The following is a 12111-nucleotide window of genomic DNA, read 5'->3' on the forward strand; positions in this document are numbered from 1 at the left end:
TGAAAATTCAGTTTTAATTTATTTGAATGACCTTGGTCTCTAAAATCAAAAAACTATTTCAACAACACGCTCTTGTAGGTGTCTATTTTTTTTAAGGCAATACCAGTCCCTCTAACAACAGCTCTTAATGGATCTTCAGCGATATAAACAGGAAGGTCTGTTTTTTTAGACAAACGTTTGTCTAAGCCTCTCAACATAGATCCACCACCGGCTAAATAAATTCCAGTATTGTAAATATCTGCCGCCAATTCTGGAGGTGTTTTTGATAAGGTTTCCATTACCGCATCTTCAATTCTAAGAATAGATTTGTCTAATGCTTTGGCAATTTCTCTATAAGAAACTTGTACTTGTTTTGGTTTACCGCTCAATAAATCACGACCTTGAACCAACATGTCATCTGGCGGTGTATCTAAATCTTCCGTAGCGGCACCAATTTGAATTTTAATTTTTTCAGCAGTCGTTTCACCAACAAATAAATTGTGTTGGGTACGCATATAATATGTAATATCACTAGTAAATAAATCACCAGCTACTTTTACAGATTTATCACAAACAATACCTGCTAAGGCAATAACAGCAATTTCTGTAGTTCCACCACCTATGTCAATAATCATATTTCCTTTAGGTTCCATGATATCAATTCCAACCCCAATTGCCGCAGCCATTGGTTCGTAAATTAAATAAATTTCCTTGGCATTCATATGCATGGCAGAATCACGTACCGCACGTTTTTCTACTTCTGTAATTCCAGAAGGAATACATATTACCATACGCAAGGCAGGTGGGAATAATCTTTTTTTAATGGAAGGAATACTTTTGATAAATTCCTTAATCATTTCCTCAGAAGCTTGGAAGTCAGCAATAACTCCATCTTTTAAGGGGCGAATTGTTTTGATGTTTTCATGGGTTTTACCTTGCATTAAACTGGCTTTTTGTCCAGTAGCAATAATTTTACCCGTAGTTCTATCTCTAGCTACAATTGAAGGGCTGTCAATGACAACTTTTCCGTTATGGATAATTAGTGTATTCGCTGTTCCTAAATCAATAGCAACATCTTCAATCATGAAATCAAAAAAACCCATAGTGTTTTTTAGTGTATTTAGTTAATTTAAAAAGATGTATTCACCGTTTTGGCGAATACATCCCTCAAATTTAGTGAATTAATGTTTAAAATGGCGAGTTCCAGTGAAAACCATTCCGATATTCTTTTCGTTACAATAATCGATAGATAATTGATCTTTTATAGAACCTCCTGGTTGAATAACTGCATCAATTCCAGCGTTTCCTGCAATTTCTACACAGTCAGGAAATGGGAAAAAAGCATCACTTGCCATTACGGCTCCGCTTAGGTCAAACCCAAATGTTTTTGCTTTTGCAATGGCTTGTTCTAAGGCATCAACTCTAGATGTTTGTCCGGTACCTCCTGCACACAATTGTTTGTTTTTAACAAGAATAATTGTGTTCGATTTTGTGTGTTTACAAATTTTAGAAGCAAATAATAAATCGTCAATTTGTTCTTCTGAAACCAATCTGTTGGTTACGTTTGTCAAACCTTCTTTTGTGTCAGTAACTGTATTTGGATCTTGCGCTAAAACACCGTTTAAGGCCGTTCTATAGCTAATAGCAGGTAACTCTACATTTTTCTGAACTAAGATAATTCTGTTTTTCTTTCCTTTCAAAATTTGTAAAGCTTCTTCAGAATAAGAAGGAGCAATGACAACTTCGCAAAACAAACTATGAATTTCTTCAGCCGTTGCTTTGTCAATTTCTTTGTTGGCAATTAAAACCCCTCCAAAAGCAGAAGTTGGATCACCAGCCAAAGCATCAATATATGCTTGAACCAAAGTTTCTCTTTGTGCAAAACCACAAGCGTTGTTGTGTTTTAAGATGGCGAAAGTTGGCGCTTCGTTTTTAAATTCTCTAATTAAGTTTACGGCAGCATCAACATCTAATAAATTGTTGAATGATAATTCTTTTCCGTGTAACTGGTCAAATAACTGATCCAAATCACCGTAGAAGAAACCTCTTTGGTGTGGGTTTTCTCCGTAACGTAATTGTTTAGAAATATCAAAACTTTGTCTGAAAGTTGGCTCTTCTACGTTTAAGTAATTGAAGATAGCCGTGTCGTAGTGACTTGATACTGCAAAAGATTTAGCAGAAAAAGCTTTACGTTCTGCCAAAGTTGTAGCACCGTTGTTTTTTGTTATAATATCTAGGAAATCATCGTATTGATTCATAGAAGATACGCAAATAACATCTTTAAAGTTTTTTGCAGCAGCTCTAATTAAAGAAATTCCACCTATGTCAATTTTTTCAATAATATCTTCTTCAGAAGCACCGCTAGCTACAGTTTTTTCAAAAGGATATAAATCCACAATCACAATGTCAATTTCAGGGATTTCAAATTCTTCAATTTGTTTTTGATCTCCTTCGTTTTCACGTCTGTTTAAAATTCCTCCAAAAACTTTAGGATGTAAAGTTTTAACTCGGCCTCCTAAAATAGAAGGGTAAGAAGTTAAATCTTCTACACGAACTACATCGATTCCTAGGTCTTTGATAAATGTTTCTGTTCCTCCAGTTGTATAAATAGTTATGTTTAACTCATTTAATTTCTTTACGATAGGTTCTAACCCATCTTTGTGAAAAACTGAAATTAAGGCAGATTTTGCTGTTTTGCTAGTGCTCATTTTATGTCTTGTAAAATTTTGTGCAAAGTTACTAATTAAGTAATGCTTTCGCAACATAAATTTAATATCAAAATCAATTAATTTTTAGCGCTTTAGAATGGCTTTTTTGTCTTGATTTTTCAATAGAAACAAGAAGATTCTTTTTTGATAAATAAATTGCCTATTTTCGTTAGGGACTTCAAAAAAACACCAGTGTGAGCAAACGTAAAAGTATTCGGTTTTTTTTATTGAAATTTTTCTCGACGTATTTTTTACTATTCGGGTTGTATTCTTTGTACTTGAACAAGACACAAATTAAATCGCCAATTTATAAATGCGCTCCAATCACTAATCTAGTAGCTAGTCAAACGGAAGGCTTGTTGAATTTTTTCGGATATAATGTTCGTGCGGTGGCACATGAAAGTGAATTGTCGGTAAAATTATTGGTACATAATGTTTATACCGCTAGGGTTATTGAAGGTTGCAATTCTATTAGTTTGATTATCCTTTTTATTGCGTTTATTGTGGCTTTCCCCGGATCTTTAAAAACAACAGTGTTGTATGCCTTGTTAGGCAGTGTGCTTATTTATGGGGTTAATATTTTTAGGATTGCTTTTTTAACAATGGCATTGTACAAATGGCCATATGAGCAAAAACTGCTGCATAGTTTGGTGTTTCCAAGTATTATTTATGGAATGGTATTTCTACTTTGGGTAGTTTGGGTGAATGTGTTTTCTAACTATAAAAAATTGAAAGATGCGAAGAAGGTATAAATATCCACTTTTGTTTTTGCTGTTCGGTTTATTGGTTTTAGTTAGAGCCTATGAAGATGCTTTATTCTATGATCCTTTTATCGTATATTTTCAAAACGATTATTTATATACCCAAATGCCTGAATACAAAACAGGTGAATTATTTTTGAATTTAGGGTATCGGTTTTTTCTAAACTCAATGATTTCTTTGGCGATCGTATATGTTGCTTTTGAAAAAATAGGCTATGTAATTCTGTCCTCAAAACTATACCTACTTGCTTTTTTTGTGCTAGGTGTCGTTTATTATATTTTACTGGCAAACGATTTTAATAACGGGTATTTATTGCCTTTTTATATCAGAAGATTTATAATTCATCCGTTGTTTTTGTTGCTGTTACTTGCGGCGCTGTATTATGAAAAATTAACCGATGTTGAGCCGACACTTTAAAAGTTTAGGCGCTTCTTTTTTTCTGTTTCTTTGCTTTTTTACTTCCACCATTTAAACGGTAGGTATAGCTAAGTACAATATATCTTCCCAAACTTTGGTTGGTAGTTTCTTCAAAATAATTCAAATTACTTCGTCTAGAAATATCTACATTTTTATTTAATAAGTCGATAAGTACTAATTTTACAATACTTTTTTTGTTTTCCGTTAAAGCATAAGAGATAGCTGCGTTCCACAAAGGTATTTTTTGATTGGAAACAAATTGGTTGTCTGTAAGTAGGTTGTAATCGAATTGAGAATTGACGTTTAATCTTTTTGAAATTCGGTAGTCGACCATGGCAAAATAATGCTGCTTGATAAACTTACGGTTCAAATCTTGTGTGGTGGCCGTCATGTCAACAACTTCCTCTTCGTCTAAAGAAAATTTCGTTTCATTAACGGTATAGCTAGCACCTACTTTTACGTCAAAAATATTTTTATTAAAGTTTTCAAAAGACAGGTTTACATTGTAATTATGTGAAATTACGTCGTTGTTTTTTCTGTTGACTAAGGCATTGTAGGTACTTAGGTTTCCTCTTAGTTTTAGATTGGTTCTAAGGCCAATTTTATTTATTTTTTTACTTATAGATACAAAAGCATTTGCGTTTTCTTTAGTGCCTTTATTTGCATAATCTCTAGTTCTAATGTATTCATATTCTTCATCCGTTTCTATAGTTTGAATAATGGCATCATCCGTATGTGTATAGGCAAGTTTTGAAACAAATATTAAAGAAGATTTGTAATCGTTGATGATAGATCGAAAGGAAATATTATTTAACTTTTCCGTTTTTAAGTTCGGATTTCCTTTTCTAATATAGTTTGGATTTACATCATTTATTACTGCTGTTATTTGCGAGTTTCTAGGGCTATTAATACTTTTTTTGTAGGTTAAATTGTATTTTCTTCCTTTTTTTGGAGTCAATTGAATCCGAGCGGTAGGGTTCACATAAAATTGTGATTTGTTGTATTTGTCTTCTCCTACCAAGCCGAAAGTACGATCTAGTTGCAACAATTCTGCACCGGCAAAATAATTTACTTTTTCAGTATTGTAGGTGTGTTGCACATTTGTAATATATCGGTATTCATCAAAATCTTGATCAAATATTAAAGGAAATTTATTTTCAGTTGCGTTTTCTGTTTCCGTTTTGTTTTGATTGATATTTTCTCTTGATGTTTTAATATCGGTAACACTTTCAATTTTAAAATAGTGGTCGTTACCTAGTGGTTGTGTAAATTTAAATGAGAATATGAAATTGTTATTTAGTACCGCATCATCTCTTTCAATTTCAGTTAATTTAGAAACAGGGCTGTCGGTGTTGTATTTTGATAAACGTTCTGTGTCTTGTGTGTTGTTTATATTTTGTTTGTTAAGAACATCTTTTACACCGATGTTAAAACTAGTTCCTATGCTATCTAGTTTTTTGTAATAATTGGCTTGTATGTTGGCTGAATTTTGAATTTTTTCTAGTTCAGAATCAGAAAAAGTGTAGGTTTTGACTTCGTTATCAGAATTGAAAATGGAGTCGTTTCTTCCCAATAAATAGTTGGAACGTGTGTTTTTAAATCCTCCTTTAATATAGAGACTGCTTGTTTTTTTTGATTGATTTTTATAGTTGAAATTTAAACGATGGTTTGTTGAGGTATTGTGGTATTGTCTTTCGTTGGCAGAATCAAATGAGGAATTGGGATTGAATGTAGTTCTTTTGGTATTGGAAATTCCATGGTTTTCTGAAGATGAATATGAATAATCTGTGTTGAATGATTCCTTTTTCTGAAATTCATGACCATAATGTACTCCGGCTAGTGAGGTTTGCAAATAACCACTTAGACTTTTTACTCTAGGGCTAGAATCATTGTCGTCAGATTCATCTGCAAGACCGTCAGAGTTGTTTAAGAAACTTTGAATGCTAGATCCGGTAACATTAATATTGTTGAATTTACCAATGGCAGAAAATTGTGATTTAGAATCAAATTTATTGTAGTTAAGGTTGGTGAAATAGCGATTGTCTAAGCCCATACCTGCCGATAATTTTCCAAAGCCTCTTTTTTTCTTTGTCTTTTTTAAAGAGAAATTGATGACTACCTGTTTGTTTCCATCTTCAACACCTGTCAGTTCTGATTCGTCACTTTTCTTATCAATAATTTCAATTTTGGCAATGGCATCGGCCGGTAAGTTTTTTAAAACCATACTTGGATCTCCTCCAAAAAATTCTTTTCCATCCACAAAAATTTTCGTCACCTCATTTCCATTGGCACTTATTTTTCCGTCAGATTCTAATTCTACACCAGGAAGTTTTTTTAGTAAACCTTCAATGTTTTCATCATAGTTCACTTTAAAAGAACTGGCATTATAGGCAATGGTGTCTTTTTTTATTTGAATAGGAATCACTGCAGTGATGGTAACTTCATCTAATAAATCAATATTTTCCTCTAAAATCACTGTTTTAAAATCGAAAGTTTCTTTGCTTTTAATTACTTGTTGGAAATATGCTTTGTAACCAGTTGAAAATAATTGCACCAATAAAGTGTCTTTTGAGTTTTCTGTAATTTCAAAAAAACCTTTTATATCTGTGGTGGTGAAATTGATCATTGTTGAATCCTTAGGATGCAATAAGGCAACAGATACAAATTCTAAAGGTTCGTTTTGTGGGTTGATTACGGTTCCTTTAATTTTTCCTGATTGAGCAGTTATTGAAGTTGTTAAAAGAAAAAGGAAGGCACATAATTGAAAGATTCGAGTTTTGGAAGTGTTAGAACGCATTAGTTGTACAGAGTGGTGTTTAGTTTAGAAATATATAGTTTCATTTTGCTTATCAAATTTGATGCCGTAAAAATCAATAATACGCTATTGTGTTGGTATGCAGTTTTTTAAATAATGTATTTTATACGTTTGTAATTGGTGTACATACTTGACGCCCATGGTAGGGTTTGTTTTTGATGTTCAATAAGGATGTTTTTTTGCAATAAATTTATAGAAATCAAAAAGCAATTTCTGAAAACAAAGGCTGGTTGGCGTTCTATGGACTATAAAAATGCCATAGAGTTTAATTGGCTACTTTTATTTATTTGTTGAAAGATGATAGAAATGCAGTTAAAGAAAGGTGGTTAACAAAAAAAATGCTTTCGAAATTAATCGAAAGCATTTTTAAATAGGTGATAGAAAGGAATTTTACATCATTCCTGGCATCCCAGCAGGCGGGTGACCGTGGTCATCTCCTCCAGCATTTGATTTTATTTCTGTAAGTGTACAAGCTGTTGTTAAGATCATTCCTGCAACAGAAGCTGCATTTTCTAAAGCAACACGAGTTACTTTTGTTGGATCGATAATTCCAGCAGCTAACATTTCAACATATTCTCCAGTTTTAGCATTGAAACCGAAATCTCCTTTTCCTTCTAAAACTTTAGAAACAACAACAGATCCTTCTCCTCCTGCGTTTTGAACAATTTGTCTTAATGGTTCTTCAATAGCTCTGTTTAAAATATTAATTCCTGTTGCTTCATCTGGGTTTTCAGTAGCAATAGCTAAAAGACTTGATTTTGCTCTAACAAGGGCAACACCACCACCGGCAACAATTCCTTCTTCAACAGCAGCGCGAGTTGCATGCAATGCATCATCTACTCTGTCTTTTTTCTCTTTCATTTCAATCTCACTTGCAGCGCCTACGTACAATACAGCAACACCACCAGCTAATTTAGCCAAACGTTCTTGAAGTTTTTCTTTATCGTAATCTGAAGTTGTGCTTTCAATTTGAGATTTAATTTGACCAACTCTTGTAGAAATAGCTTCTGTTTCACCAGCGCCATTTACAATAGTTGTATTGTCTTTGTCAATTGTTACTCTTTCAGCAGTTCCTAACATATCTAGGGTCGTTGCTTCTAAAGTCAATCCTCTTTCTTCAGAAATTACAACACCACCTGTTAAAATTGCAATGTCTTCAAGCATGGCTTTTCTTCTGTCTCCAAAACCAGGTGCTTTTACAGCAGCAATTTTTAAAGCGCCACGTAATTTATTCATTACCAAAGTAGCCAAAGCTTCTCCGTCAACATCTTCAGCAATAATTAATAATGGTTTTCCTGATTGAGAAATTGGTTCTAATACAGGTAATAATTCTTTTAAAGAAGAAATTTTCTTTTCAAATAATAAAATGTAAGGATTTTCTAAATCAACCAACATTTTTTCTGTGTTTGTTACAAAGTATGGAGATAAGTAACCTCTGTCAAATTGCATTCCTTCAACAATATCTACATAAGTATCTCTACCTTTTGCTTCTTCAACAGTAATAACTCCTTCTTTACCAACTTTGATAAAAGCTTCAGCAATTAAATCACCGATTGTTTCGTCATTGTTTGCAGAAATAGAAGCTACTTGTTTGATTTTATCTGATTCGTTTCCTACAACTACAGATTGACTTTGTAGGTTGGCAACAATTTCAGAAACTGCTTTGTCAATTCCTTTTTTAAGATCTAAAGGATTGGCTCCTGCAGCAACATTTTTTAATCCTTCTTTTACAATTGCTTGTGCCAAAACGGTAGCTGTCGTTGTACCATCTCCTGCTAAGTCATTGGTTTTAGAAGCGACTTCCTTTACCATTTGTGCTCCCATGTTTTCAATAGGATCCTCTAATTCAATTTCTTTTGCAACAGTTACACCATCTTTTGTAATTGCAGGTCCGCCAAATGATTTTTCAATTACTACATTACGTCCTTTAGGACCTAAAGTTACTTTTACTGCATTTGCTAAAGCATCAACTCCTCTTTTAAGTCCGTTTCTTGCCTCAATATCAAATTTAATTTCTTTTGCCATTGTTTTAATTTTTGTTTTTAGCTATTCGCATAGGGCTTTTAGCTAAAATGAATTATATAAGTTTTAGTTTGTTTTTTAACGTAAAAATTTAGCGCTGAACAAAAGTTCATTGCTATCGTTAATTAAACAATTGCGAAAATATCGCTCTCTCTCATGATTAAATAATCGGTACCTTCTAATTTCAGCTCAGTTCCAGCATATTTACCGTACAATACGGTGTCACCAACTTTAACTGTTAAAGGCTCATCTTTTGTTCCGTTTCCAACGGCAACAACAGTTCCTTCAGATGGTTTTTCTTTTGCTGAATCAGGAATAATCAATCCAGATGCAGTAGTAGTTTCAGCTGCTTTAGGTTCTACAAGCACTCTGTCTGCTAATGGTCTAATGTTTACGTTACTCATTGTAGTTATATTTTTAAGGTAAATTTTAATTGTTTTGTTTAGTAAGTGTCTAAAAGTATGCCAATTCTAACATTCTGACAAAATGTAAAAAAAAATGCCAAGGTGTCATTTACCTTGGCATTTTTACTGTCAACTTTAAGTTGATGTATTGTTATTCTGCAGCTTCTTCAGTCGCTTCTTCTTTCAATTGAGGAAGTTGTGCTGGAGCTTCGTCAGAAATTTCTCTATCGTTGATTCTGTTTTCAATTTGAGAGTTTTCAGAATTACCTTCTCTAGGAATGGCAAAGTTTGATAATAAAATCAAAGCCATTAGCGTAATTGCTAAAGTCCAAGTTCCTTTGTCTAAAAAGTTGTTTGTGCTTTGAACACCTCCCATTGATTGAGATCCTCCTCCTCCAAAAGAAGATGAAAGTCCACCACCTTTAGGGTTTTGCACCATAATTAATAAAATTAATAGTACGGCTACAATAAGTATTAAGCTAAGGAACAGTGTATATGTCATGATTTATTTGTTTTAATGTATTCTATATTCTTAATTTGGTCTGCAAAGAAACCACTTTTTTCTGGATATTTCAAAATTAAAATCTCATATGCTTTGATTGCATTTGAATATTTTTTTTGTTCTAAATAAACTTTGGCCAAAGTTTCGGTCATGATGCCTGAATTATCCAAAACTATTTTCTTTTCTGAGGAAGGTTTGGCTTCTTTGTCTATAGGTTGAATACTCGGATTGTTCTCTATAAATAAGTCAATTAAATCTAACTTGTTTTCTAACTTGCTAGTGCCTAAATTTTCATCTCCTCGCTGAATTGGCTTTGTGGCACTAAGCTGTAACCATTCTGTAAAAGAGTGGGTTTCTTTTTTTGCAAATTCAAGTGGTTTTCCTAACTCAAGTTTGTGTTTTATGGTAGTGAGTTTGCTCTCTGTTTTTTGAATTTTTTCTGAAGTCTTGGCAAAAGGAATTGTTTTGTTTTGGGCGTCAAAATCGGTAATATAATCAAACAAAACAGCTCGATCTGTTGTTAGGGCTGCTGTTTCTTTAAGGACTTTATTGTACTTAAAATTATTGTTTTGCTTTAGACCTTTTAAATAAATGGCTTTGGCAAGTTGAAAGTAAGGATATTCTTTCGTGATATTTTCTATGGCTTCAATTTCATTTTCTGAAATGTTTTGCGAGCTAGATGCGAAGTTTAAAAAAATATTTTTTTCCATAATTACCAATTGGCTACAGAAGCATTAAATATATCTTGGGTAATTCTTTCAAAAATTTCTTCTAAAGCAGCATCTAAACTACTTCCACTCAAAATGTCATTGGCTGGATAGTCATAGAAATGTGTGAATTTTCTTTCAAAATTCTTAGCTTCATCTAAGTTGTTGTAAAAACGTACATTGATAACAATCGTAAGTCTGTTTTCTGCAGCTGTTTGATCTGCAGTGGCCGTCATTGGAGTGATAGAATAGTTGGTTACTTCTCCTTCAAAAAATAAATCTCCTTTAGATTTTATCAAACTTAAGTTGGTTTGTCTTACAAATAAATCTTGTAAGGCTTGTGTAAAAGTCTGACTTAAACCAGGTTCAATTAAGGGAGCATTGTTTGGAAAATAATCAATTTGTATGGTTTTTGCATCTCCAGTATTACCACCTGTAAAACTATAAATACCACAACTAATAGTGGTTAAAAATAAGCTTAGGCTAACAAATAATACAACTTTCATTTTCATATACTCCATTTGGTTTTACAATAGTACAAATATTGTGATCTAATTTTAAAGATCGTACTGTTTAATTTTTCGATACAGTGTACGCTCTGAAATTCCTAGTTCTTTTGCGGCTAATTTTCTTTTGTTCTGATTTTTTTCTAATGATTTTTTTATCATTTCTATTTCTTTCTCATGTAAAGATAGCGATTCGTCTTCTTCAATAGTTTCTATGTCTTCATAGTTGCTTTGAAGTGGCGGGTTTGTTTGTTGAATTTGAATCAATTCAACATTGTTTGTTTGAGAGAAGTTTTTTTCTTTGCTTTGAATTTTATCAATAAGATGTCTGTTCTCCTGTACAACCTGATCACTGTTTTCATTGTTTAGTAAATCTAGCGTAAGTTTTTTAAGATCATTAATGTCTTTACGCATTTCATACATGGCTTTGTAAATCAGATCTCGGTCTTCTTCAAAAGATTTTGAATTGCTGTCGTCCGCATTAACAAGTGCTGGTAGGTTATTGTAATTAGGTAAATATTGAATTAATTTATTTTTGTCAATGGTTCTGCTCTCTTCAATTACTGAAATTTGTTCCGCTATATTTTTTAACTGACGAATGTTTCCAGGGAAATTAAAATTGATCAGTAGGTTTACAGCGTCTTCTGTAAGTCTAACCGTTGGCATTCTATACTTTTGGGCAAAGTCAGAAGCAAATTTTCGAAACAATAAATGGATGTCATTTTCTCTATTTCTTAAAGGAGGAAGTTCTAATTCTATGGTACTCAATCGGTAGTATAAATCTTCTCTAAATTTTCCCTTTTGAATGGCTTGCTGCATTTTTAAATTGGTTGCAGCTACAATACGAACATCTGTTTTCTGAACATTGGAAGATCCTACTTTGATAAATTCTCCATTTTCTAACACACGCAACAAACGAACCTGCGTCGTTAAGGGAAGTTCTCCAACTTCATCTAAAAAAATGGTTCCACCATCAGCGACTTCAAAATAGCCTTTTCTTGTGGTTGTTGCACCTGTAAAAGCTCCTTTTTCATGTCCGAAAAGTTCACTGTCTATGGTTCCTTCAGGAATAGCACCACAATTCACAGCGATATAATTTGCGTGTTTTCTGTGTGATAATTGATGGATTATTTTAGGAATGGTTTCTTTACCAACACCACTTTCACCTGTTACTAGAACAGAAATGTCTGTTGGTGCTACTCGAATTGCTTTTTCAAGAGAGCGATTTAACTTTTCATTGTTTCCAATAATTTCAAAGCGCTGTTTTATAGCCGTTAATCCTTCCATGT

At 33.0% G+C, this 12111-nt stretch carries 11 protein-coding genes; 2 read left to right on the forward strand and 9 right to left on the reverse strand.

Annotated features, from left to right (window positions below; translation table 11 throughout):
• Window positions 1-53 precede the first annotated feature (53 nt).
• Together FGM02_RS10405 and purH are read right to left on the reverse strand one after the other, a co-directional pair.
• Window positions 54-1082, reverse strand: a complete 1029-nt coding sequence (locus tag FGM02_RS10405; RefSeq protein WP_139958320.1) for a rod shape-determining protein — start codon at window positions 1080-1082, stop codon at window positions 54-56.
• A 78-nt stretch (window positions 1083-1160) separates the two neighbouring features.
• A complete protein-coding gene (gene purH, locus FGM02_RS10410; protein WP_139958321.1) occupies window positions 1161-2687 on the reverse strand; it encodes a bifunctional phosphoribosylaminoimidazolecarboxamide formyltransferase/IMP cyclohydrolase in 1527 nt (508 codons plus the stop codon).
• Window positions 2688-2881: 194 nt separating this feature from the next.
• Here purH and xrtF point away from each other — a divergent pair, with 194 nt between their 5' ends.
• Both xrtF and FGM02_RS10420 read left to right on the forward strand, forming a co-directional pair.
• Entirely contained in the window at window positions 2882-3439 is a 558-nt protein-coding gene (xrtF, locus tag FGM02_RS10415) for an exosortase family protein XrtF (RefSeq protein WP_139958322.1), read from the forward strand.
• Window positions 3423-3866, forward strand: a complete 444-nt coding sequence (locus tag FGM02_RS10420) for an exosortase F system-associated membrane protein (protein WP_139958323.1) — start codon at window positions 3423-3425, stop codon at window positions 3864-3866. Before xrtF ends, FGM02_RS10420 begins: the two co-directional genes overlap by 17 nt.
• A 4-nt stretch (window positions 3867-3870) precedes the next feature.
• On the opposite strand, the gene FGM02_RS10425 is transcribed toward FGM02_RS10420, so the two are convergent.
• From FGM02_RS10425 to FGM02_RS10455, 7 genes are all read right to left on the reverse strand, one after another.
• The gene (locus FGM02_RS10425; RefSeq protein ID WP_139958324.1) at window positions 3871-6663 is read right to left on the reverse strand and encodes an outer membrane beta-barrel protein; all 2793 of its coding nucleotides are present in this window, start codon (window positions 6661-6663) and stop codon (window positions 3871-3873) included.
• Between the two features lie 408 nt (window positions 6664-7071).
• Window positions 7072-8706: a chaperonin GroEL gene (gene groL / locus FGM02_RS10430; RefSeq protein ID WP_139958325.1), complete on the reverse strand. Its 1635-nt coding sequence runs from the start codon at window positions 8704-8706 to the stop codon at window positions 7072-7074.
• A gap of 122 nt (window positions 8707-8828) precedes the next feature.
• Window positions 8829-9107 (reverse strand): co-chaperone GroES, encoded by a 279-nt coding sequence (locus tag FGM02_RS10435; protein WP_139958326.1) that lies wholly within the window; start codon window positions 9105-9107, stop codon window positions 8829-8831.
• Between the two features lie 151 nt (window positions 9108-9258).
• Window positions 9259-9609: a preprotein translocase subunit SecG gene (secG, locus tag FGM02_RS10440; RefSeq protein WP_139958327.1), complete on the reverse strand. Its 351-nt coding sequence runs from the start codon at window positions 9607-9609 to the stop codon at window positions 9259-9261.
• A complete protein-coding gene (locus FGM02_RS10445; protein WP_139958328.1) occupies window positions 9606-10319 on the reverse strand; it encodes a tetratricopeptide repeat protein in 714 nt (237 codons plus the stop codon). The genes secG and FGM02_RS10445 overlap by 4 nt, the downstream gene beginning before the upstream one ends.
• A gap of 2 nt (window positions 10320-10321) precedes the next feature.
• Entirely contained in the window at window positions 10322-10822 is a 501-nt protein-coding gene (locus tag FGM02_RS10450; RefSeq protein ID WP_139958329.1) for an LptE family protein, read from the reverse strand.
• A 51-nt stretch (window positions 10823-10873) separates the two neighbouring features.
• Window positions 10874-12109 (reverse strand): sigma 54-interacting transcriptional regulator, encoded by a 1236-nt coding sequence (locus tag FGM02_RS10455; RefSeq protein ID WP_139958330.1) that lies wholly within the window; start codon window positions 12107-12109, stop codon window positions 10874-10876.
• Window positions 12110-12111 lie beyond the last annotated feature (2 nt).

The organism is Flavicella sediminum, assembly GCF_006381105.1.
Classification (GTDB): Bacteria; Bacteroidota; Bacteroidia; order Flavobacteriales; family Flavobacteriaceae; genus Flavicella; species Flavicella sediminum.

Bases quoted from the DNA above. Each gene is read 5' to 3' on its own strand.
- FGM02_RS10425 (WP_139958324.1), bottom strand. From the start codon at position 6,663: ATGCGTTCTAACACTTCCAAAACTCGAATCTTTCAATTATGTGCCTTC.
- FGM02_RS10445 (WP_139958328.1), bottom strand. From the start codon at position 10,319: ATGGAAAAAAATATTTTTTTAAACTTCGCATCTAGCTCGCAAAACATT.
- purH (WP_139958321.1), bottom strand. From the start codon at position 2,687: ATGAGCACTAGCAAAACAGCAAAATCTGCCTTAATTTCAGTTTTTCAC.
- FGM02_RS10455 (WP_139958330.1), bottom strand. From the start codon at position 12,109: ATGGAAGGATTAACGGCTATAAAACAGCGCTTTGAAATTATTGGAAAC.
- FGM02_RS10450 (WP_139958329.1), bottom strand. From the start codon at position 10,822: ATGAAAGTTGTATTATTTGTTAGCCTAAGCTTATTTTTAACCACTATT.
- FGM02_RS10435 (WP_139958326.1), bottom strand. From the start codon at position 9,107: ATGAGTAACGTAAACATTAGACCATTAGCAGACAGAGTGCTTGTAGAA.
- FGM02_RS10420 (WP_139958323.1), top strand. From the start codon at position 3,423: ATGCGAAGAAGGTATAAATATCCACTTTTGTTTTTGCTGTTCGGTTTA.
- secG (WP_139958327.1), bottom strand. From the start codon at position 9,609: ATGACATATACACTGTTCCTTAGCTTAATACTTATTGTAGCCGTACTA.
- groL (WP_139958325.1), bottom strand. From the start codon at position 8,706: ATGGCAAAAGAAATTAAATTTGATATTGAGGCAAGAAACGGACTTAAA.
- FGM02_RS10405 (WP_139958320.1), bottom strand. From the start codon at position 1,082: ATGGGTTTTTTTGATTTCATGATTGAAGATGTTGCTATTGATTTAGGA.